The organism is Pseudomonas sp. ASL8 (genome assembly GCF_056680355.1).
Genome location: NZ_CM155278.1, coordinates 2,596,595 through 2,619,535, shown reverse-complemented (window position 1 = coordinate 2,619,535; position 22,941 = coordinate 2,596,595). Strand labels below are relative to the sequence as shown.

Sequence of the window (22,941 nt, the reverse complement as noted above, 5' to 3'; positions counted from 1 at the left end):
GCTACTTATCTAGTCACCCCTTTTTTCACCTTTTTACTTTCTTGAGCAACTCAAGCTCCTGAGCCGAGGATCTTCATGCAATTCAAGCCAGCTGTTACCGTTCTGGTCACTGCCGTCGCCCTGGCAACACTGCTCAGCGGATGCAATAAAAAGCAAGAGGCTGCGCCTGCGCCGCCCCCTCCTCAGGTCGGTGTAGTGACCCTGCAAACGCAAGCTTATACCCTGACCACTGAGCTGCCGGGCCGTACCACGGCGTACCGCATTGCTGAAGTGCGTCCTCAGGTCAACGGCATCATTCTCAAGCGGTTGTTCACTGAAGGCGGTGACGTCAAGGCTGGCGAGCAGCTTTACCAGATCGACCCGGCGCTTTACGAAGCGACGGCCAACAGTGCCAAGGCGACCCTGCAGTCGGCAAAATCGCTGGCTGATCGTTATAAGCAGTTGGTTAACGAGCAGGCGGTGAGCCGCCAGGAATACGACACGGCACAAGCTTCCGCCCTGGAAGCACAGGCAGCCCTGCAGACCGCTCAGATCAACTTGCGCTACACCAAAGTGCTCGCCCCGATCTCCGGGCGTATCGGCCGCTCTGCCGTCACCGAAGGCGCACTGGTCAATAACGCCCAGACCAACGCCATGGCAGTGATTCAGCAACTGGACCCGATCTACGTCGACGTTGTCCAGTCTTCGACCGACATGCTCAAGCTGCGGCATGAACTTGAAGGCGGCCAACTGCAAAAAGCCGGAGAAAACGCGGCCAAGGTCAAATTGACCCTGGAAGACAACAGCCCCTATCCGCTCGAAGGCAAGCTGGAGTTCTCGGAAGTCTCGGTCGACCAGACCACAGGCTCCGTCACCCTGCGCGCCAAGTTCCCGAACCCGGCTCACACCTTGCTGCCAGGCATGTTCGTGCATGCTCAGCTGCAGTCTGGCGTGAACAAAGCCGCGATTCTGGTTCCGCAACAGGGCGTCACACGCGACCTGAAAGGCACGCCGACCTCGCTGATCGTGAACAAGGACAACAAGGTCGAACTGCGCACCCTTGTGGCCTCGCGCACCGTTGGCAACGACTGGCTGGTCGAAAGCGGCCTGAACCCGGGTGACCGTGTCATTACCGAAGGTCTGCAGTACGTCAAACCAGGCGCTGAAGTGAAGGTCGCCGAAGCGACCAACGTCAAGGCAGCAAACCCGGCACCTGCACCGGCCACTGAAAAAGCCGCGAGCAGTAAAGGGGAGTAATTCATGTCGAAATTTTTTATCGACCGTCCAATCTTTGCCTGGGTAGTTGCCCTGATCATCATGTTGGTCGGGGCACTCTCGATCCTCAAACTGCCGATCAACCAATACCCGGCCATTGCACCGCCCGCTATCGCGATCCAGGTGACCTACCCAGGCGCGTCTGCACAGACCGTGCAGGACACCGTGGTTCAGGTCATCGAACAACAACTCAACGGTATCGACAACCTGCGTTATGTCGGTTCTGAAAGTAACTCCGATGGCAGCATGACCATCACTGCGACGTTCAATCAGGGCACCAACCCTGATATCGCGCAGGTTCAGGTCCAGAACAAACTGAACCTGGCAACACCCCTGCTGCCGCAAGAAGTGCAGCAGCAAGGTATTCGCGTGACCAAGGCGGTGAAAAACTTCCTGATGGTCATCGGTTTGGTGTCCGAAGACGGCAGCATGACCAAGGACGACCTGGCCAACTACATCGTGTCGAACATGCAAGACCCTATCTCACGGACCTCCGGTGTCGGTGACTTCCAGGTCTTCGGCGCCCAGTACGCCATGCGTATCTGGCTGGATCCGGCCAAGCTGAACAACTTCCAGCTGACCCCGGTGGACGTTAAAGCCGCTATCACGGCACAGAACGTTCAGGTTTCATCGGGTCAGATCGGTGGTCTGCCTGCGCTTCCCGGCCAACAACTGAACGCCACCATCATCGGCAAAACCCGTCTGCAAACAGCCGAACAATTCGAAAAAATCCTGCTCAAGGTCAACCTTGATGGCTCCCAGGTACGGCTGAAAGATGTCGCCAGCGTCGGCCTGGGGGGCGAGAACTACAGCGTCAGTGCCCAGTTCAACGGCAAAGCGGCTTCCGGCCTTGCCATTAAGCTGGCCACCGGTGCCAACGCACTGGACACCGCGAAAGCGATCCGCACCACGATTGCCCAACTGGAACCTTTCTTTCCGCCTGGCATGAAAGCGGTGTATCCGTATGACACCACGCCAGTCGTCACCGAATCGATCTCGGGTGTAATCCACACGCTGGTCGAAGCCATCGTTCTGGTGTTCCTGGTGATGTACCTGTTCCTGCAGAACTTGCGGGCCACGATCATCACCACGATGACAGTGCCCGTGGTATTGCTCGGTACGTTCGGTGTCCTCGCGGCGGCGGGCTTTACCATCAACACCCTGACCATGTTCGGCATGGTGCTGGCCATCGGCTTGCTGGTGGACGATGCGATTGTGGTGGTGGAGAACGTCGAACGGGTAATGGCCGAAGAAAAACTGTCGCCCAGAGACGCCACGCGAAAATCCATGGGTCAGATTCAAGGGGCTCTGGTCGGTATTGCCTTGGTACTGTCGGCGGTTCTGCTGCCAATGGCGTTCTTCGGCGGCTCCACAGGGGTGATTTACAAACAGTTCTCGATCACCATCGTTTCAGCCATGGCGCTCTCGGTGCTGGTTGCCCTGATCTTCACGCCAGCGTTGTGTGCAACCCTGCTCAAACCGATCGACCACGAAAAACACGGCCAACCCAAGCGTGGCTTTTTCGGCTGGTTCAACCGCACCTTCGACCGCAGCGTACTGAGTTACGAGCGTGGCGTCGGCAACATGATCAAGCACAAAACTCCCGCTTATCTGGCCTATGCGCTGATCTTTGCCGGGATGGTCTGGATGTTCAACAGCATCCCGAGCGCGTTCCTGCCAGAAGAAGACCAGGGCGTGATCTTCGCCCAAGTGCAGACACCTGCGGGCTCATCCTCAGAGCGTACGCAAACCGTACTCGACAACATGCGTAGCTACCTGCTAGATGAGGAAGGCGCAGGGGTCAAGTCGGTGTTCACCGTGAACGGCTTCAACTTCGCCGGTCGCGGCCAAAGTTCGGGCCTCGCGTTTATCATGCTCAAACCCTGGGGCGAGCGCACGGCCGAGAACAGCGTGTTCGCGTTGGCCAAGCGTGCACAGGCACACTTCTTCAGCTTCCGCGACTCGATGACATTCGCTGTCGTTCCACCCTCGGTACTGGAACTGGGTAACGCCACAGGTTTCGACCTTTACTTGCAGGATCAGGCAGGGCTCGGTCATGCCAAGCTGATGGAGGCCCGTAACCAGTTCCTCGGTCTGGCCGCCCAAAGCAAGATTCTTGCAGGCGTGCGCCCCAACGGTCTGAACGATGAACCGCAGTACCAACTGGTTATCGATGACGAACGTGCCAACGCCTTGGGCGTGACGATGTCAGACATCAACACCACGCTGTCGATTGCGCTGGGTGGCAGCTACGTCAACGACTTCATCGACCGAGGTCGAGTCAAGAAGGTCTACGTTCAGGGCGAAGCCGGCAGCCGGATGTCACCTGAAGACTTGAAGAAGTGGTATGTGCGCAACGTTACCGGCGAGATGGTGCCCTTCGCCTCCTTTGCCAGCGGCAAGTGGGTGTATGGCTCGCCGAAACTGTCGCGTTACAACGGCGTAACGGCTGAAGAGATATTGGGTGTACCAGCGCCGGGTTATAGCACCGGGCAGGCCATGGACGAAGTCGAGTCCATCATCAAAAAACTCCCGGCCGGTATCGGTTACTCATGGACCGGTCTGTCCTATGAAGAACGCCTGTCCGGCTCTCAGGCGCCAGCGCTGTACGCCCTTTCGCTCTTGGTGGTGTTCCTCTGTCTGGCAGCCTTGTATGAAAGCTGGTCGATTCCTATCTCGGTCATGCTGGTGGTGCCGCTGGGGGTTATCGGTGCGTTGATAGCCACCAGCATGCGCGGCCTGTCCAACGACGTATTCTTCCAGGTAGGCCTGTTGGTGACCGTTGGTCTATCGGCGAAAAACGCCATTCTGATCGTCGAGTTCGCCAAGGAACTGCATGAGCAGGGGAAAAGCTATACCGAAGCGGCGATTGAAGCCTGCCGCATGCGGTTGAGGCCAATCGTGATGACGTCCATGGCGTTCATCCTCGGCGTGGTCCCGTTGGCGATTTCCACGGGCGCAGGCTCGGGCAGCCAGCACTCGATCGGTACCGGGGTAATCGGCGGTATGATTACGGCCACGGTCCTGGCGATTTTCTGGGTGCCATTGTTCTTTGTTTCGATATCCTCGCTGTTCAAAAGCAAGGTAAAACCGACAGAAACTCCACACGATGAGGCTGGCCAATGAGCAAGTCCCTGATCGCTCTGGCAGTCACCGCGTTCATTCTTGGCGGCTGCTCGTTGATCCCCGATTACAATCAGCCAGCAGCGCCGGTGCCGGCGCAATGGCCGCAAGGTCCGGCTTATTCGCCAACTGAATCGGCCGCGGTCGCCGCTGCCGAACAAGGCTGGCGTCAGTTTTTCCAAGACCCTGCCCTGCAACAGCTGATCGAGACCGCGCTGGTCAACAACCGTGACCTGCGTGTCGCGGCCCTGAACATCGACGCCTACCGTGCGCAATATCGCATCCAGCGCGCTGACCTGTTCCCGGCCGTTTCGGCCGATGGCAGCGGCAGCCGTCAACGCGTTCCGGCCGACCTGTCCACCAGCGGCAAAGCGGGCATCACCAGTCAATATTCGGCGACCCTGGGCATCAGCGCCTATGAGCTGGATCTGTTCGGCCGCGTACGCAGCCTCAGCGAGCAAGCGCTGGAGACTTACTTCTCCAGCGAGGAAGCTCGCCGCAGCACGCAGATCAGTCTGGTGGCCAGCGTCGCCAATGCCTACCTGGTCTGGGAAGCTGACAAGGAGCAGTTCAAGCTGACTCAGGACACGCTTAAAGCGTTCGAAGAAAGCTACCGGCTCACCGCGCGCAGCAATGAAGTCGGCGTGGCTTCTGCGCTGGACGTGAGCCAGTCGCGGACATCGGTAGAAGGTGCCCGGGTCAAACTGGCGCAGTACCAACGGCTGGTCGCTCAAGACCAGAACAACCTGACGCTGCTGCTGGGCACCGGCCTACCGGCCAACTTGCCTGCAAGCCAGCCGCTCAGTGCCGACCTGCTAAGCAAAATGCCGGCGGGCTTGCCGTCGGACTTGCTGCAACGGCGCCCGGACATCCTTGAAGCCGAGCATCAGCTCAAGGCCTCCAACGCCAACATCGGCGCAGCGCGCGCCGCGTTCTTCCCGAGCATCACCCTGACAGCCAATGCCGGTACCGCCAGCCCTGACCTGTCCGGGCTGTTCAATGGCGGCTCGGGCACCTGGTTGTTCTCGCCGAAAATCAATCTGCCGATTTTCAATGCTGGCAGCCTGCGGGCCAGCCTGGATTACTCGAAAATCCAGAAAGACATCGGCGTCGCCAAGTACGAAAAGACCATTCAGACCGCGTTCCAGGAAGTCTCCGACGGGCTGGCCTCACGCCAGACCTACAACGACCAGCTCAAGGCCCAGCGTGATCTGGTTGCCGCCAACCAGGACTACTACCGTCTGGCCGAGCGTCGTTACCGGATCGGGATCGACAGCAACCTGACATTCCTCGACGCCCAGCGCTCGTTGTTCAGTGCGCAGCAGTCATTGATCACTGATCGCCTCTCGCAACTGGTCAGCGAGGTCAATCTGTACAAAGCCTTGGGTGGCGGTTGGTACGAACAGACCGGACAGGCCAAACCTGCGACCGGCGATGTGCCTGAAACCAGACTGTTCTAGTTTCAGCAGCGCATAAAAAACCCACCGTCTGGTGGGTTTTTTATGGGGTGTGATACCCCGTTGCCTCGATCCTGCCTCAGCTCAACAAAAACGCCAACACCCGACTGGTAAACACCTCGCCCGCCTCTACGTTGGACAGGTGCGCCGCGTGGACTTCTTCGTACTCGGCGCCATCGATATGGTCGTGGATAAAACGCCCACCCACAGGCGGCGTCACCGGGTCGTGGATACCGGAAATGATCAGTGTCGGCGCGCTGATCGACCCCAGGTCCTCACGGAAGTCCGCATCGCGCACGGCGGCGCAGTTTGCGGCATAACCTTCGGGCGAAGTTGCCGCGAGCATATCGGTAATGCGCTTGGCCTGATCCGGGTTAGCGGCGGCGTACTCAGGCGTGAACCAGCGTGCGATTGACGCATCACGCAACGCGACCATAGCCGCCGGACCATCGCGCAGCACCGTTTCAATTCGCGGATCCCAGGTCTCGGGACCGCCGATTTTAGCCGCGGTGTTGCACAGCACCAGCTTGTGCAGCCGCTCATTGGCATGAATGCCCAGCCATTGGCCAATCAAACCGCCCATGGACAAACCGCAGAAATGCGCCTGTTCAATATTCAATCCATCGAGCAACGCCAGCACATCCTGACCCAACTGCTCGATGCTGTAAGGGCCTGGCGTCACCAGCGAGCGACCATGCCCGCGGGTGTCATAGCGCAGAACACGGAAATATTTGCCGAAGGTCGGTAGCTGGGTATCCCACATATGCAGGTCGGTGCCCAACGAGTTGGACAAAACCAGTACCGGCGCATCTTTCGGACCATCAAGTTGATAGTGCAGTTGACCATCGGCAAGTTGTACAAATCCCACAGCAGCCTCCTTCGGGCGCGTTACATAAACGCATAATCTGAATGACGCGCGCCCTTCCGGACGCGCGCGGATGGATCAATGATCGTGGTGCAAATACGCCGGCTGTTTCGGCAGGCGCAGGCTGAACAGGAAAGCGATCGCCATCATGACGGTCACGTACCAGTAGAAGTTGCTCTCCATGCCCATGTTCTTCAGGTTCAGCGCGACGTATTCAGCCGAGCCACCGAAGATCGCGTTGGCCACGGCATACGCCACGCCGACACCCAACGCACGCACTTGAGGCGGGAACATCTCGGCTTTTACCAGACCGCTGATCGAGGTGTAGAAGCTGACAATCGCCAACGCCAAGGTGATCAGGAGAAACGCCATGAACGGATTGGTCGTGGTTTTCAGCGTCATCAGAATCGGCACCGTGCACAGGGTGCCCAGCGCGCCGAACCAGAGCATCGAGTTACGGCGACCTATCTTGTCCGCCAACATGCCGAACAGTGGTTGCATGCACATATAAAGGAACAGCGCGCCGGTCATGATGTAACTGGCGGTCTTGGCTTCCATGCCCCCGGTGTTCACCAGGTATTTCTGCATGTAGGTGGTAAACGTGTAGAAAATCAGCGAACCGCCGGCGGTGTAACCGAGCACGGTGATAAAGGCCGTTTTGTGATCCCTGAACAACGCCCTCATGCTCCCGGCGTCTTTGTCCTTACGCGTTTCTGCCGTCGTGGTTTCTTTGAGCGAGCGACGCAGGAACAGGGAAATCACCGCAGCAATGGCGCCAACCACGAACGGGATGCGCCAGCCATATGCACGCAGCTCTTCAGTGCTGAGGAACTGCTGCAGGATGACCACCGTCAACACGGCCAGCAACTGGCCGCCGATCAGGGTCACGTACTGGAACGAAGCGAAGAAGCCACGCTGCCCTTTGAGCGCAACCTCGCTCATGTAAGTCGCCGTGGTGCCGTATTCGCCACCCACGGACAAACCCTGGAACAGCCTGGCGACCAATAGCAAGGCCGGTGCCCACGCGCCAATCGTGCCGTAGGTCGGCAGGCAGGCGATGACCAGTGAGCCACCGCACATCATCAGCACCGAGATCATCATGGAGTTCTTGCGGCCGTGCTTGTCGGCCACCCGGCCAAACAGCCAGCCACCGATCGGACGCATCAGAAAACCGGCAGCGAACACGCCCGCCGTGTTAAGCAACTGCACGGTCGGATCGTCGGAAGGGAAAAAGGCCGGCGCGAAATAAATGGCACAGAAGGCATAGACGTAGAAGTCGAACCACTCCACCAAGTTGCCCGAAGAGGCACCGACGATGGCAAAAATCCGCTTGCGACGCTCCTCCCCGGTGTAATGCACGGGCTCGGAGACGGTGGTACTTGTTATTGTCATTGGGAGTTCACTCTGAGGGGTAACCACCCCATTCTAGACACATTCTGTAATCGACTGACCTCTCAAAACGCAATCATCCAGAAGAGGGTCCGCCTGTCGTGAAGGCGGTCCTTTCCTGGATGCTTGAAAACGTTGTGATCAGACTCTTTCGATGGCTAACGCCAAGCCTTGCCCGACCCCCACGCACATCGTCGCCAGCCCTTTCCGGCCACCGGTTTTTTCCAGCTGATGCAAGGCTGTCAGGATCAGACGCGCGCCACTCATGCCCAAAGGATGACCCAACGCAATCGCCCCGCCGTTGGGATTGACCTGCGGCGCATCGTCGGCGAGACCCAGTTCACGCAACACAGCCAGGCCCTGACTGGCGAAGGCTTCGTTGAGTTCGATCACATCGAAATCAGTCACGGCCAGGCCAAGACGCTCGACCAGTTTGCGAACTGCCGGCACCGGACCAATACCCATGACGCGCGGAGCGACTGCCGCGCTGGCCATCCCCAGCACCCGAGCCCGTGCGGTCAAACCATGCTTTTTCACGGCATCGGCAGAGGCCAGAATCAAGGCTGCCGCGCCATCATTGACGCCTGAAGCATTGCCGGCGGTGACGGTCTTGTCCGCTCCGTTGACTGGTTTGAGCTTGCTCAGGGTTTCCAGGCTGGTATCGGCACGAGGGTGTTCATCGTGCGCGACAATGGTTTCGCCTTTTTTGTGCGTAACACGCACCGGCACGATTTCTTCAGCGAAATAGCCTGCGGCCTGAGCCACGGCCGTGCGCTGCTGGCTGCGCAGAGCAAAAGCATCCTGATCAGCACGCGAAATTTTATAGTCATCAGCGACGTTGTCGCCGGTCTGCGGCATGGCATCGACGCCGTACTGGGCCTTCATCAACGGGTTGATAAAGCGCCAGCCAATGGTGGTGTCTTCCAGTTTCATGTTGCGCGAGAACGCGGCATCAGCCTTGCCCATGACGAAAGGCGCGCGGGACATCGATTCAACACCGCCAGCAATGGCCAGCTCCATCTCGCCGCTGGCGATGGCGCGGAAGGCTGTACCGACCGCGTCCATGCCCGAGGCGCAAAGACGGTTGAGGGTCACCCCTGGAATGCTCTGCGGCAGGCCAGCCAACAAGGCAGCCATACGCGCTACGTTGCGGTTGTCTTCGCCGGCCTGGTTGGCGCAGCCGAAAAACACTTCATCGACCTCGTCCCAGTTCACCGACGGGTTACGCTCCATCAGCGCCTTGATCGGCAGCGCAGCCAGGTCATCGGCACGTACCGTCGACAGACCACCGCCAAAACGGCCAATCGGTGTACGAATCGCATCACAGATATAAACGTCACGCATCATGCTTCTCCCGGTGTCTGACCATGAGCGATGGCGGTACGCGCTTCCAGATCACGCAAAGCAGTCAATTCGGTTTCAGTAGGTTCAGCCGAATACACGACATTCTCGGCGAAGCGCACTTCCCAACCGGTGGCGGCAATGACTTGCTCGCGAGTCACGCCCGGGTGCAGGGTCGTAACCACGAACTCATGGGTGCCTGCCTCGGGTTCCATGATGCACAGGTCGGTGATGATCCCCACAGGACCGGCACCGGGCAAGCCCAGTCTCTTGCGCGAATCCCCGCCTTCGCCGTGACCGACGGACGTGATGAAGTCGAGTTTGTTGACGAACGCCCGCGCCGATTGCTTGAGGATGATCAACACCTGCTTCGCGGAACCGGCAATCTCCGGCGCACCGCCGGCCCCTGGCAAGCGGACCTTCGGATTGTCATAGCTCCCCACCACTGTGGTGTTGATGTTGCCGAAGCGGTCAACCTGAGCGGCGCCCAGGAAACCTACGTCGACCCGGCCACCTTGCAGCCAGTAGCGAAAAATTTCACTGGTAGAGACGACGGTGTCGGCGGTTTCCGCCAGTTCGCCGTCGCCAATCGACAGCGGCAGCACGTTCGGCTTGGCGCCGATCGGGCCGGATTCGTAAATCAGCACCACATCCGGCGAGGACGTCAGGCGGGCCAGGTTAGCGGCCTTGGAAGGCAGACCGATGCCGACAAAGCAGACCGAACCGTTCTTCAAACGACGGGCTGCCGCGACTGTCATCATTTCATTGGTGGTGTAAGTCATTTATTGAGCCTCCGAAACGCTAGCCAACCGGGCTTTGAATTCATTGAAATCAGCGGTGCCGTGAATATATTCGGCAATCCACGCAGTGAAGCTGTCACGGTCGCGGGCAATAGCGTCCCAGGCTTGATAGAAGCGGTTATCACGCTCGTAGTAACCATGGGCATAGGATGGATGTGCACCACCCGGTACCAGGCAGACGGCGCTCAGGGCCCAAGTCGGCAGTACGCAGGCGTTCATCGGGGCCTTGAGGTCGTCAACGATCTCTTCAACCGTGACGATGCAGCGCTTGGCCGCCAGTGCCGCTTCTTTCTGCACACCCAGAATGCCCCACAGCAGCACGTTGCCTTTACGGTCGGCCTTCTGCGCATGGATCACCGTGATGTCAGGGCGCACAGCCGGGACCGCCGCCAGCACTTCACCGGTGAAGGGGCAGGTGACGGTTTTGATCATCGGGTTGACCTTGGGCAGGTCGGAACCGGCGTAAGCACGCAGCACCGCGAAAGGCAGCCCGGACGCACCTGCAACATAGGCGTTGGCGAGGTCCGCGTGGCTGTGTTCTTCGATTTCCATCGCATGCGGCCACTGTTTCTCGACCGCGTCACGCAGGCGATGCAAGGAGCCAACACCAGGGTTGCCGCCCCACGAGAAAATCAGTTTTTTCGCACAGCCGGCACCGATCAATTGGTCATAGATCAAGTCGGGGGTCATGCGCACCAGGGTCAGGTCTTTTTTACCCTGACGAATGATTTCGTGGCCCGCAGCAGTGGGAATCAGATGGGTGAAGCCTTCCAGTGCAACGATGTCGCCATCGTTGACGAATTGCTTCACGGCATCGTGCAGAGAAAGAATTTCAGCCATGGAGTTGCTCCCGATCTCGCATCACAATCAATAAATAGCGCAAGTGAGCTGCGCTGGAATGCGAATCAGGTTATGCCTGAGCGGAGGGGCAAACAATCCGATAATCGACTAACTGTTCGTTAATCGCACAAATTAAAGGGGGCTACTAAAGTGGTCGCCCTTAGCGAAGGGATCAAACAGGCGCCCTGTATTCAAAGCATCAGGTAAACAGCTGCGTACTCAGATCACGGCTGGCATCGAGCATGATCGGCAGAAAGCGCTGTTCCAGTTCACTGCGGGCCACGCGTCCAGCACTGGTGCTGACGTTGAGTGCAGCCAACACCTGACCGGAGGCGTCATAGACAGGGACGGCAATCGAGCGCAGGCCTTGCTCGAGTTCCTGGTCAACGATGCACCACCCCTGCTGGCGAACCTGTTGCAGGCATTCCAGCAAATCCTCGGGTGTTGATAACGTGCGACTGGTTTTAGGTTGCAGGTCGACGTGATCGAGGTATTCACCGAGCGAAACATCGTCCAGCGCGGCCAGCAGTATTCGCCCCATGGACGTGCAATAGGCAGGCAACCGTCCGCCCACCGACAGGTCCACCGAGATCAATCGCTGGGTCGTGGCCGAGCGAGCGATATACAGAATATCGTCGCCTTCGAGGGTCGCCATGTTGCAGGCCTCATGCAATTGATCGCTCATGCGATCCAGATAAGGCTGGGCCGAGATCGCAAGCGGCGTCGATGACAGATAGGCATGCCCCAACGTCAGCACTTTAGGCAGCAGCGAGTAGGTCCGGCCATCACTGGTGGCGTAGCCCAGCTTGATCAATGTATGCAGGCAACGGCGTACCGCTGCGCGGGGGATTTCCGTGCGGTGGCTGATCTGGGCAATGGTCAATTGACGCTTACGTTCCTGAAAGGCATGGATCACCGCCAGGCCTCTGGCCAGGGACGTCATGAAATCCGGGTCGCCGGTCAGCGCCTGAATCCGCTTGGCCGGTGACGCCACAATCGGCGGCGCCAGCGAGGCAAATGAGTTGCGCAGTTGATCGTTCATCCCAAACACCGCCTATCGACGCCTTTTCAGGCCGGATACAAAGCCCTTCACAACGCTTCACTAAGGAATTCATCGGGCCCGTCCCGGGCGATTATCGAACCAATGACCGATAATCGCAATTGACCCGTCGCCTTTATCCTTATACCTTTCACTCGCCGCTTAAGTGGCTTCTTGGAAATACTGGTCAGGTACCCACGAGAAGTCCATCGGTACGGCCTTGCCCACGAAGCGAGGCCGTTTTCTTTCAGCGCCGTACACGAGCGCAACGCTATCCGATACGCAGCCTCTTCCGGCACCACGGAAGAACCGCTGCGCTATTGTTTCTGATGAGCCCAATCTGCCCCTGCGCTCCGAGCCGCGAAAACCGTGGTTTATACCCGTGCCCCTACTGATCATCCTCAATTGGAAACAGTCTGCGGCCCGGGCATGAAGTTGTAGTGGTATTCAATCGCCGTCTAAACTTCAGAACTGTCGTACAGAAAAGAGTACCGATGGAAGACGTGTCGTAACAAACACGCACATAAAGTTGACGGCACCGAACATCTTGGAGATAGTGTTCTTCGGTCGACTGGCTATAATGCCCCGCAGTGATTGAAACTCCAGCGCGCTAAGCGTGGATCCAGTCACATGGACCCTGCACTGACCCAGTGCACGATCCAGACAGTCCGCGGATGAGATGCCGAGCCATTGATAGCCACCGCGCTTGTAATCCATATCTGTTGCTACGACAGCTGTTTTTTCTGGTGCCCGTAGCCGCGAGCAGCAAGAAGGTATTTACACGTAGTGTGTAAAGGAATGTCCGACTGTTTAAACAGCCCGACAGACTGGACATAGACGGTGTAAACACTTCCAGCGCTCTGCGCTGTCACCGGAATTAATCTCGACTTTATTAGGTAACACTGTGACGAAAGATGAACTGCGCGTGGAACTTGAGCGCCAGGAACAACGTTACAAGGATGTATACGGCGGGGAAGTCACCACCTACGCCGCACAACCAGAGCCCGAACGTAAGCCTTGGCGCAAAAGAGCCAGCCTTCTCGATCAGGCTTTCAAGCAAGAACTGCAAAAAATGGAAAAAGACCTCAAGGAAGAACCTTAGCCTTTGCGGCTAAAATCAGTCGCGGTTTGCGGTGCGCCCCTTTCTTGATGGGCGCAGAGCCCGTTTTTACTGAGGTTTGAGGCAACGATGAACGCAGGGCTGTCTTCCCGACAGCCTTGAGGGCGGTAGCTGTGGCCACCCATTTCGTTTAATGATGTAACCGATGAGCAGCAAGTGCATCGATTTATAGGGTTTTCTGGCATAATCGCGCCCCCTTACGACCGGGTCAGAAGATTTTCATGATCGATTTATTCAGCGGGCTAGATGCTTGGGTACTTGTGAGCTTGCTGCTTGCCCTGGCCTTCGTTCTCACGTTCGAGTTCATCAACGGCTTTCATGACACCGCTAACGCGGTAGCTACTGTCATTTACACCAAAGCCATGCCGCCCAACCTGGCCGTATTCTTTTCCGGTTTGTTCAATTTTCTCGGTGTATTGCTGGGCGGTGTAGGCGTGGCCTACGCCATCGTCCACCTGCTGCCTGTCGAACTGCTGATCAACGTGAACACCGGCCATGGCCTGGCCATGGTGTTCTCGCTGCTCGCGGCGGCGATTACCTGGAACCTCGGCACCTGGTATTTCGGGATTCCGGCGTCCAGTTCGCACACCCTGATCGGCTCTATTCTGGGTGTCGGACTCGCCAACGCATTGATTACCGGTATTCCGCTGGCCGACGGCGTCAACTGGCAAAAAGCGATCGACATCGGCGCGTCGCTGATCTTTTCGCCGCTGGCAGGCTTCATCGTTGCAGGTCTGTTGCTGCTCATTCTGAAATGGTGGCGCCCGCTGTCCAAGATGCACAAGACGCCGGAGCAGCGCCGCAAGATCGATGACAAGAAACACCCGCCTTTCTGGAACCGTCTGGTATTGGTGGTTTCCGCCATGACCGTGAGTTTCGTGCACGGCTCCAACGACGGTCAGAAAGGTATCGGCCTGATCATGCTGGTGTTGATTGGTATCGTGCCAAGCCAGTTCGTTCTCGACCTGAGCAGCACCACCTACCAGATCGAACGTACCCGGGATGCAACCCTGCACCTGAGCCAGTTCTATCAGCGCAATACCGATACCCTGAGTGAGTTCCTGGCCTTGGGCAAATCGAAGGATGGCGACTTGCCGGAGCGCTTCAGTTGCAACCCGACGCAAACCGAGCCGACCATCAACGCCCTGCTCAACACGCTTAAAGGTGTCGTCGATTACCACGCCCTGTCGACTGAAAGCCGCATCGAAGTGCGTCGCTACCTGCTCTGCATGGATGACACAGCCCGAAAAGTCGGCAAGCTTTCCACCTTGGCGCCTCGTGAAAAATCCGACCTTGAGAAGCTGCGCAAAGACCTGACGGCCACCACTGAATATGCGCCGTTCTGGGTCATTCTCGCCGTCGCCCTGGCGTTGGGCCTGGGCACCATGATTGGCTGGAAGCGCGTGGTACTGACCATCGGCGAAAAAATCGGCAAGCAAGGCATGACCTATGCCCAAGGCATGTCGGCACAGATCACCACCACCTGCGCCATCGGCCTGGCTAACGTTTTCAGCCTGCCGGTTTCGACCACCCACATCCTGTCCTCTGGCGTCGCCGGGACCATGGTCGCAAACAAAAGCGGTTTGCAGAGTGGCACTGTGCGCACGATTATCCTGGCGTGGGTCTTGACCCTGCCTGCGACCATCGCGCTGTCGGCTGGTTTGTTCTGGTTGGCGTCAAAAGCACTGGCTTAAACAGTAAGTCTCAAAACAAGCGCCCTGTTGGGCGCTTTTTTTTGAGCCAGGAATTACGGGCGTTTCTTCGTCCCGCCCAGCAACGACCCCATCAAGCCCCGCACCAATTGCCGGCCGATCTGATTGGCGGCCTGGCGCATTGCCGTTTTCATCGCCTGCCCCGCCAGACCGCCGAGGAACGCCCCCGCCTGATCGCCAAAGCTGGATTCCTCCTTTGCGCCTTTGACAGGCACGTCTGAATCAGCTGGCACCGCGACCCTGCGCGCCATCAGCATCTCGTACGCAGACTCACGATCAATCGGTTTATCGTAGCGCCCGGCCAACGGCGATTGCGCGATCAAATTGGCGCGCTCAGCCTCACTCAATGGCCCGATACGCGACTGTGGCGGGGCGATCAACACACGCTGAACCATGGCCGGCGTGCCTTTGTCTTGCAAGGTGCCGACCAGCGCCTCACCGATACCCAGCTCGGTCAGCACCGCCAAGGTGTCGAAATCAGGGTTGGGCCTGAAGCCGTCAGCCACGGCGCGCAGTGATTTTTGCTCTTTGGTGGTAAACGCGCGCAACCCGTGCTGAATGCGCAAACCCAATTGAGCCAGCACATCGTCGGGCAAATCGCTGGGCGACTGAGTGAAGAAATACACCCCAACCCCTTTCGAGCGGATCAAACGGACCACTTGCTCCAGCCGCTCCTGCAAGGCTTTAGGGGTGTCGGCGAAGAGCAAATGGGCCTCATCGAAAAACAACGCCAGCAGCGGTTTATCACTGTCCCCACGCTCCGGCAGCTGTTCAAACAGTTCCGCCAACAACCACAGCAGGAAAGTCGCATACACCTTGGGTGCTTCATGCACCAAGCGGCTGGCGTCCAGCAGATGGATGCGCCCACGACCATCGCTGGCCGGGTGCAGGATGTCCTCGAGTTGCAGCGCGGGTTCACCGAACAACGCCTCTGCACCTTGCTGTTCCAGCACCGCCAGGCGCCTTAATAACGCTTGGCTGGAGCCGGTCGTCAGCAGCGCGCTGTCCTCGCCCAACAGCTCAGGCTGCTCCCTCAAATGATTGAGCAGCGCCTTCAGGTCCTTGATATCCAGCAACAACAGACCTTCGCGGTCGGCCACCTTGAATGCCGCGTAAAGCGCTGACTGCTGACTGTCGGTCAACTCCAGCAAACTGCCCAGCAGCAATGGCCCCATTTCAGTGAGGGTGGTGCGCAACGGATGGCCTGTCAGGCCATGGATATCCCATAGGGTCACCGGATAAGCCTGTGGCCGATGATTGAGCCACGGCATGCTGGCGATTCGTTCCGCGATTTTGCCCTCAGGGTTGCCTGCCGCACCCAAGCCGCAGAGATCACCTTTGATGTCCGCGGCAAACACCGCAACGCCAGCATCGCTGAACGCTTCGGCCAGGCGCTGCAAGGTGACAGTTTTCCCCGTTCCGGTAGCGCCCGCCACCAAGCCATGACGATTGGTCAGGCGCATGGCCTGGGTGATCGGCCGCCCGTTCAGATCGCTGCCGAGAAAGAATTGCTGAGAGTCAGGCATGTATTCACCCCTGGTTAAATCTGGATAGGCAACCGTCATACAAGTAGAGCAGAAAGTTTAAGTTCGGCGCGGCCGTCCAGCGCCCTGCTTTTGTGCACCGAACATCTATTCTTGTCAGTGGTCAACCTTAGGAAGGCTTCCACACTGGGGGGATTATTACTGTGCATATCGCTGACATGACCATGTTCTACGCCCCTGCCAGCGGTGGCGTGCGTACTTATCTAGATGCCAAACATCGTCGCCTGGGGCGTTATCCGGGCGTTCGTCACAGTCTGTTGATCCCCGGCGCCAGCTTGAGCCACAAAGACGGGATTTATAAGGTGCCGGCTCCGGCCCTGCCCTTCAGCAACGGTTATCGCTTCCCCTTGCGCCTCGCACCCTGGCGCAATGTCCTGCACGACCTGCATCCCGACGTGATCGAAGTCGGCGATCCTTATCTGACGGCGTGGGCCGCGCTGGATGCACGCCGCGAACTGGATGTGCCGGTCATTGGCTTCTATCACTCCGACTTACCGCTGCTGGTGAGCAATCGTATCGGCAACTGGCTTGGCACCAACGTCGAAACCTACGTCAGCAAGTTGTATAACAATTTCGACAGGGTCTTGGCGCCCAGCACCATCATGGCCGACAAGTTGATCCGGTTGGGCGTCGAGAATGTGCACGTGCAACCGCTGGGCGTGGACCTTGTGACGTTTACACCCACCCTTCGCGATCCGGGCCTTAAAGCCGAGCTAGGCCTCAACGAAGCCACCCGCCTACTGATTTTTGCAGGACGCGGATCGCGTGAAAAAAACCTGCCCGTGCTGCTCGACTGCATGAAACGGCTGGGCGCCGACTATCACCTGTTGCTGGTCGGCTCGCACATGCCCGATGCGGTTCCGGACAATGTGTCGGTCATCGGTCACTTCTGCCCGGCCAGCGAGATAGCGCGCTTATTGGCCAGTGCCGACGCCTTGCTGCATGCCGGCGATCAGGAAACCTTCGGCCTGGTGATTCTCGAAGCCATGGCCAGTGGCATTCCGGTAATTGCCGTGGCAGCCGGCGCGTTTACTGAAATCGTGCCTGAAACATGCGGCTTGCTCTGCGCACCGAACAATCCGTTGGCCATGGCCAGCGCCGTGCGGGAGTTGTTCAGCCACGACAGCGCGCAAAAAGGCTATCAGGCCCGGCACTACGTCGAACAGCGATATGCCTGGGACACCGTGGTCGAGGGTCTGCTCGAACATTATCAAGCCGTCCTGGGCAGTCGCTTACCGGTGCTCGCTCATGGCTGACATCAAACGTAGCGTATTGCTGGTGCTGCATGATGTAGCGCCCGAAACCTGGGCCGACTACCAGCCGTTTATCCAGGCGGTGGACGCGCTGGGCAATATCCCCATGACATTGCTGGTGGTTCCCGACTTTCATAAACGCAATCCGGTGAGTGCCGATATTCACTTTCAGCGAGTGCTGGAAAATCGCCTGGCCTGCGGCGATGAACTGGCACTGCATGGCTACTACCATTGCGACGACGGCCCGCCGCCGCGCACTCCGCACGACTATTTCATGCGGCGTATTCTCACGTGGGAAGCTGAGTTCTATGCCCTCGACCGCGAGCAGGCGTTGACCCGCCTGCTCGCAGGTATCGAATTATTTCAACGTATGGGTTGGCCGCTCCATGGGTTCATTGCCCCTGCCTGGCTGATGAGCGAGGGCACGCGAGACGCCTTGCGCAGCCTGCCTCTGCACTACACCAGCGATGCTCAGCATCTGTATCGGCTGCCGGATTTTACCCGGATTGAAGCGCCGGGCATTGTCTGGAGTGCGCGCAGCGCTTGGCGTCGCGGCGTGTCGAAAATCCTCAGCGACCGCCTCGAACACAGATTCAAGGCGGCATCCACCATCCGACTGGGCTTACACCCGGTTGACATGCGCCATGAGTATGCCCGTCACTACTGGCTACAAATCCTGAAAAGACTGATCGAGAGCGGCCGCACGCCCATGACCAAGGCACACTGGCTTGCCGCACAGCATCCAGCCATGAGGTCAGCCGCGTGAAACGACTCGCCTGGTTATTGGCAGGGCTGCTCACCGCCCTCCTGATTCCGCTTGTGTTGGGCGGCAGTGAGATGTTCCTGCGCCTGAGCAGTTTCCCCCTTGACCTGTTGCTGGGGATGCTCGGCATGATCGTGGCGTGCTGGGGCTTGAACGCACTGCGCTTGCGTCTATTGCTGGGGGACAGCGTGGGCGGGTTAAGCCTGCTGAAAAGCCTTGGGGTGGTCATGGCCACCGAGTTCGCGATTTGCGCGACGCCGGGCGGCAGTGGCGGGCCACTGACATTGATGACCGTGCTGTCGCGCAATGGCGTACGCCCGGCTAAAAGCAGCGCGGTCTTCGCCACTGACCAGCTCAGTGATCTGCTGTTCTTCCTGTGCGCCCTGCTCGGCATTCTGCTGTATGCGCTGTTTCACGAACTCAGTCAGAAGCTGGAGTGGATGCTCAGCCTGAGTGCGATTCTGATGCTTGGCGGATTGTGCCTGGGCATTGGCTTCGCCCGCTATCATCGGCAGATCATCAAACTCAACGGGGGCCTGCTCAAACGCCTCAACACCACCGCCACGACTCGTCGGCACTGGGCACGCAAACTGCTGCACTTTCGTGATGCGTTTGTCGACACGCTGAAGATGCCTCGGCAAAAACTGGCGCAGGTGTTCGTGCTGACGTGCCTGCATTGGGGCTTGCGTTACAGCGTGCTGTATCTGGCCTTGCGCGGTTTGGGCGTGGACATCCAGTGGGCCTGGAGTTTTCTGATTCAAATGCTGTCGCTGAGCGCGGGACAACTGAGCCTGTTGCCGGGTGGCGCAGGCGCTGCAGAGCTGACATCGGCGGCACTGCTGGCCCCCATTGTGGGTAAGTCCACGGCCGCTGCGGCGATCCTGATCTGGCGGGCGGTGACGTACTACTTTTACTTGATCGCCGGTGGGCCGGTGTTTTTGCTGCTGGTCGGACGACCGTTGCTGAACAAGCTGATGCGCCTCAAACACGCCTGATTATTTTTTCGGCGTGTCCGTTGGCGCCTCAGGTGTTTGTTGCAATTGCTGCCAAAGCTCGACGGCGCCGTCGAAGTCCGCACCGTCCTCTGGCCCCAGGGCGTCCGGGTCATAACGACTCAGGCAGCCCTCGCCAAGCGTGGGTGGTGCGTTTGATGTGGCTTTGTCGAGTGGATCGGTCATCTTCGCCTCCATCGCTACGCCTTCGCGAATACATTCACCCCCACGGTAAACCTGTGTGGGCGCGGATTTATTCGCGAATGGCGGTCAGTCAGGTGCTTGAGACTAGTCGAATACAACCGTCTTGTTCTGATGCACCAGCACCCGATCTTCCAGGTGGTAACGAAGCCCGCGGGCCAACACCATCTTTTCCACGTCGCGACCGAAGCGCACCATGTTTTCGATGCTGTCACGGTGGCTGACGCGCACCACGTCCTGTTCGATGATCGGACCCGCGTCGAGTTCTTCAGTCACGTAGTGACAGGTCGCGCCAATCAGCTTCACGCCACGCAGCGAAGCCTGGTGGTACGGCTTGGCCCCCACGAACGACGGCAGGAAGCTGTGGTGGATGTTGATCACCCGATGCGCATACTCACGGCACAATTGCGGCGGCAGAATCTGCATGTAGCGCGCCAGCACGACTACGTCCGCCTCATGGTGCTTGACCAGACGCGAGACTTCGGCGAACGCCGGCTCCTTGTCCTTCGAGTCCACCGGAACATGGTAATAGGGGATGTTGTGCCACTCGACCATGCTGCGCAGGTCTTCATGGTTGGAAATCACGCAGGCGATTTCGCAGTCCAGCTCATCGGTGTGCCAGCGGTGTAGAAGATCCGCCAGGCAGTGCGATTCACGACTGGCCATCAACACCACGCGTTTTTTCTGCGCCGAGTCCGTGACGCGCCAGTCCATGGAGAACTCTTCGGCAATCGGCGCGAACGCCTTGCGAAATTCTTCAAGTTCCAGGGGGACTGTATCGGCACGAATCTCGTGACGCATAAAGAACCAACCACTGAGATTGTCCGAGTGATGGCTCGCCTCGGTAATCCAGCCATTATAGGCGGCCAAAAAGTTACTGACTTTAGCAACGATGCCGACGCGGTCCGGGCAAGCAATCACCAGCCGAAAAGTGCGCATGAGGGAAAAACTCCAGAACTTCGCAAAGGCCGCCATTCTAGCGATTACGCAGGAAAACTGCAGTACTCCTCTCGCCGAGCCTGAAACCGCCGTGGCCATTGAGGCATCGCGTCCCCAGGCAACACCGTTTCCCCTGATAGCTGTCCCGTCAGTGCCGATAGAGGCCTTGCATTAAAAAGGGCCATTATGGCGATATCCTTTAGCGCCCACGGTGCAATATCTAATGTTGTCGCGCTGTTGCGCAGGGCCGATTTTATAAATAATTGCCCTAAAACTTTTCTTTAATGTTTACTTGATCAAACTGTCTGACTATTATTGCGTCACTGTGTCCCTGCCACCCTCTGAACATAAGGTACCCCTTCATGTCCCTGATCAACGAATACCGTGCCACGGAAGAAGCCATCAAAGAACTGCAAGCCCGTTTGAAAAGTCTGTCGCAAGACGACAAACTGCAAACTGAGCTGGAATTCGAAGGCAAACTGCGCACCCTGATGGGCGAATATCAAAAATCGCTGCGCGACATCATCGCGTTGCTTGATCCAGAATCCAAAGTTAACAAGACTCCTCGCGGCGCCGTGAAGACTACCGGCACCAAGCGTGCACGCAAGGTCAAGCAGTACAAGAACCCGCACAACGGCGAAGTCATTGAAACCAAAGGCGGCAACCACAAGACTCTGAAAGAGTGGAAAGCCAAGTGGGGCGGCGACGTAGTTGAAGGCTGGGCAACTCTGCTGGGCTAAGTGAATACCGGTCGTCAGCAATGACGGCTCATAAAAAACGCCAGCTTGCTGGCGTTTTTTATTACCTGTCGTTTAGGACCCGCCGTGTATTACAAAAAATGTCTCCCCCCAGCCAGGCGGCCCTTCAGAGGCTGAAGCGCACGCGCAGTTGCTGGGCATAATCCTGCCATTGGCTCAATACCTTAAGCTGAGCCGGTGTAGCACTAAGGGATAACTCAACCAGGGATTTTGTAAAACTTTGTAATGTATTAGGCGCTCCGCTCTCAGCCCGCGATAAGCGCTGCTGACAAAAGGCATGCCAGCGCTGTTGCTCCTCGACAGTCAAGGTCTCGGCAAAGTTCCTCGCGCGGTATCTGAATAATAATTCAGGCAGACGCTCATCATCAAAAGGCCATTCGTCGCGGGCCAATTGTTCTGGCTCGGCAGTGCGTACTTGCTCACACAACCGTCGATCACGATCACCGAGGAACCCGTCATATAACTGCTGCTCCGGGTCTTCACTGGGCGTAAAATTTTCACGGCCATAAACGGCTTTCACTTTATCCTGCCAAAGTTCCTGCGCGTCTGTTAACTGCTGCGCGCGCGCCTGATAGTGGGCCATGTCCAATTGCAAACGCTGCTGATCTTCGGCACGCAGCACGTTGAGCGGCGCGACCACCGGGCAGCGGTTTATATGCAAGAGCTTGAGCGGCACCGGCAATTCACCGTCGGCAAGATCATCTCGCCGGGTATATAAGCGCTGACGCAATGTATCGGCGTCCTGCTCAAGCAATGGCGCAGGGTCCTGGTGTAAATCACAGACAATCAGCGCATTGCGATTGTGCGGATGCCACGCCAGCGGCAATACCACGCCCAAGTAACTGCGCGCAGCGGAGAAGCGTCCGGAGATGTGAACCAGCGGCTGCATCAAACGGATCTGATCCTGCACTCGCTGTTTGCTGCGCAGCTGAAACAAGTAGTCATACAGTTTCGGCTGCTTCTCACGAATCAAACGCGCCAAGGCGATCGTAGCGCGCACATCGGACAAGGCATCATGAGCCTGACCGTGATCAATGCCATTGGCCGCAGTCAGACGTTCAAGCTTCAAGGTCACTCGCCCCTCTTCCTCGGGCCAGACGATCCCTTCAGGGCGCAACGCATACGCCGTTCGCACGACATCGATCAAATCCCAACGGCTGTTACCGCCCTGCCATTCGCGCGCATAGGGATCGAAGAAATTGCGATACAGGCTGTAACGGGTCACTTCGTCATCGAAGCGCAACGTGTTGTAGCCTGCGCCACAGGTGCCTGGCGCCGACAATTCAGCATGCACCCGGGTCATGAAGTCGGCTTCACTCAACCCCTGTTCGGCCAGGCGGTCGGGGGTGATACCGGTGATCAGGCACGCTGCCGGGTGCGGCAGGATGTCCTCGCTCGGCTGACAGTAGAGGTTAATCGGCGCAGCGATCTCATTGAGCTCAGCGTCCGTGCGGATACCGGCAACCTGAAGCGCACGATCATTGCGCGGGTTGATGCCAGTGGTTTCATAGTCGTACCAAAAGATGCTGGAGGTCACGGGCTATTCCTGAA

The 22,941-nt window shown here is 58.1% G+C and carries 19 protein-coding genes; 9 read left to right on the top strand and 10 right to left on the bottom strand.

Annotated features, from left to right (window positions below; genetic code table 11):
• Window positions 1–75: 75 nt before the first annotated feature.
• The 3 genes from AC1MEA_RS11980 to adeC are packed head-to-tail and all read left to right on the top strand — an operon-like array spanning window position 76 to window position 5,837.
• Window positions 76–1,236 carry an efflux RND transporter periplasmic adaptor subunit gene (locus tag AC1MEA_RS11980; protein ID WP_219062171.1) on the top strand — a complete coding sequence of 387 codons (1,161 nt, stop codon included), beginning with the start codon at window positions 76–78 and terminating at the stop codon, window positions 1,234–1,236.
• A 3-nt stretch (window positions 1,237–1,239) separates the two neighbouring features.
• Window positions 1,240–4,380: an efflux RND transporter permease subunit gene (locus AC1MEA_RS11975; RefSeq protein WP_480917959.1), complete on the top strand. Its 3,141-nt coding sequence runs from the start codon at window positions 1,240–1,242 to the stop codon at window positions 4,378–4,380.
• The gene (gene adeC, locus AC1MEA_RS11970; RefSeq protein WP_480917957.1) at window positions 4,377–5,837 is read left to right on the top strand and encodes an AdeC/AdeK/OprM family multidrug efflux complex outer membrane factor; all 1,461 of its coding nucleotides are present in this window, start codon (window positions 4,377–4,379) and stop codon (window positions 5,835–5,837) included. The genes AC1MEA_RS11975 and adeC overlap by 4 nt, the downstream gene beginning before the upstream one ends.
• Before the next feature lie 76 nt (window positions 5,838–5,913).
• Here the strand turns inward: adeC and pcaD are convergent, their stop codons facing one another.
• The 6 genes from pcaD to pcaR form a co-directional block, all read right to left on the bottom strand.
• The gene (pcaD, locus tag AC1MEA_RS11965) at window positions 5,914–6,702 is read right to left on the bottom strand and encodes a 3-oxoadipate enol-lactonase (RefSeq protein ID WP_480917955.1); all 789 of its coding nucleotides are present in this window, start codon (window positions 6,700–6,702) and stop codon (window positions 5,914–5,916) included.
• A 75-nt stretch (window positions 6,703–6,777) separates the two neighbouring features.
• The gene (locus tag AC1MEA_RS11960) at window positions 6,778–8,091 is read right to left on the bottom strand and encodes an MFS family transporter (protein ID WP_219062175.1); all 1,314 of its coding nucleotides are present in this window, start codon (window positions 8,089–8,091) and stop codon (window positions 6,778–6,780) included.
• A gap of 138 nt (window positions 8,092–8,229) precedes the next feature.
• Entirely contained in the window at window positions 8,230–9,435 is a 1,206-nt protein-coding gene (gene pcaF, locus AC1MEA_RS11955; RefSeq protein ID WP_480917953.1) for a 3-oxoadipyl-CoA thiolase, read from the bottom strand.
• Complete coding sequence (locus AC1MEA_RS11950; protein WP_480917951.1) at window positions 9,432–10,211, bottom strand: CoA-transferase subunit beta; 780 nt, start codon at window positions 10,209–10,211, stop codon at window positions 9,432–9,434. The genes pcaF and AC1MEA_RS11950 overlap by 4 nt, the downstream gene beginning before the upstream one ends.
• Entirely contained in the window at window positions 10,212–11,069 is an 858-nt protein-coding gene (locus AC1MEA_RS11945) for a CoA transferase subunit A (protein WP_219062178.1), read from the bottom strand.
• A 199-nt stretch (window positions 11,070–11,268) separates the two neighbouring features.
• On the bottom strand, window positions 11,269–12,111 hold the full coding sequence (gene pcaR, locus AC1MEA_RS11940; protein ID WP_219062179.1) for a pca regulon transcriptional regulator PcaR: 843 nt from the start codon (window positions 12,109–12,111) through the stop codon (window positions 11,269–11,271).
• A gap of 901 nt (window positions 12,112–13,012) precedes the next feature.
• Between pcaR and AC1MEA_RS11935 the strand changes: the two genes are divergently transcribed.
• Together AC1MEA_RS11935 and AC1MEA_RS11930 are read left to right on the top strand one after the other, a co-directional pair.
• Window positions 13,013–13,210, top strand: coding sequence for a hypothetical protein (locus AC1MEA_RS11935; protein WP_219062180.1), 198 nt, complete (start codon window positions 13,013–13,015; stop codon window positions 13,208–13,210).
• Between the two features lie 239 nt (window positions 13,211–13,449).
• Complete coding sequence (locus AC1MEA_RS11930) at window positions 13,450–14,922, top strand: inorganic phosphate transporter (protein WP_219062181.1); 1,473 nt, start codon at window positions 13,450–13,452, stop codon at window positions 14,920–14,922.
• Between the two features lie 53 nt (window positions 14,923–14,975).
• Here the strand turns inward: AC1MEA_RS11930 and AC1MEA_RS11925 are convergent, their stop codons facing one another.
• Window positions 14,976–16,466: a helicase HerA-like domain-containing protein gene (locus AC1MEA_RS11925; protein WP_480917948.1), complete on the bottom strand. Its 1,491-nt coding sequence runs from the start codon at window positions 16,464–16,466 to the stop codon at window positions 14,976–14,978.
• Window positions 16,467–16,627: 161 nt separating this feature from the next.
• Here AC1MEA_RS11925 and gpgS point away from each other — a divergent pair, with 161 nt between their 5' ends.
• Genes gpgS through gpgF form a run of 3 tightly spaced genes read left to right on the top strand, consistent with a single transcriptional unit; the run spans window position 16,628 to window position 19,495 of the window.
• Window positions 16,628–17,740, top strand: coding sequence for an N-acetylglucosaminyl phosphatidylglycerol synthase (gpgS, locus tag AC1MEA_RS11920; protein WP_480917946.1), 1,113 nt, complete (start codon window positions 16,628–16,630; stop codon window positions 17,738–17,740).
• Window positions 17,733–18,503, top strand: a complete 771-nt coding sequence (gene gpgD, locus AC1MEA_RS11915; protein WP_480917944.1) for an N-acetylglucosaminyl phosphatidylglycerol deacetylase — start codon at window positions 17,733–17,735, stop codon at window positions 18,501–18,503. The genes gpgS and gpgD overlap by 8 nt, the downstream gene beginning before the upstream one ends.
• The gene (gene gpgF, locus AC1MEA_RS11910; RefSeq protein ID WP_480917942.1) at window positions 18,500–19,495 is read left to right on the top strand and encodes a glucosaminyl phosphatidylglycerol flippase; all 996 of its coding nucleotides are present in this window, start codon (window positions 18,500–18,502) and stop codon (window positions 19,493–19,495) included. Before gpgD ends, gpgF begins: the two co-directional genes overlap by 4 nt.
• Here gpgF and AC1MEA_RS11905 read toward each other — a convergent pair whose 3' ends face one another.
• Both AC1MEA_RS11905 and purU read right to left on the bottom strand, forming a co-directional pair.
• A complete protein-coding gene (locus tag AC1MEA_RS11905) occupies window positions 19,496–19,678 on the bottom strand; it encodes a hypothetical protein (protein WP_449634984.1) in 183 nt (60 codons plus the stop codon).
• A 102-nt stretch (window positions 19,679–19,780) separates the two neighbouring features.
• Window positions 19,781–20,632, bottom strand: a complete 852-nt coding sequence (gene purU / locus AC1MEA_RS11900) for a formyltetrahydrofolate deformylase (protein ID WP_219062187.1) — start codon at window positions 20,630–20,632, stop codon at window positions 19,781–19,783.
• Window positions 20,633–20,994: 362 nt separating this feature from the next.
• Here purU and mvaT point away from each other — a divergent pair, with 362 nt between their 5' ends.
• Window positions 20,995–21,372 carry a histone-like nucleoid-structuring protein MvaT gene (gene mvaT / locus AC1MEA_RS11895; RefSeq protein ID WP_219062188.1) on the top strand — a complete coding sequence of 126 codons (378 nt, stop codon included), beginning with the start codon at window positions 20,995–20,997 and terminating at the stop codon, window positions 21,370–21,372.
• A gap of 124 nt (window positions 21,373–21,496) precedes the next feature.
• On the opposite strand, the gene sbcB is transcribed toward mvaT, so the two are convergent.
• Window positions 21,497–22,927, bottom strand: a complete 1,431-nt coding sequence (gene sbcB, locus AC1MEA_RS11890) for an exodeoxyribonuclease I (protein ID WP_480917939.1) — start codon at window positions 22,925–22,927, stop codon at window positions 21,497–21,499.
• Between the last annotated feature and the right edge of the window lie 14 nt (window positions 22,928–22,941).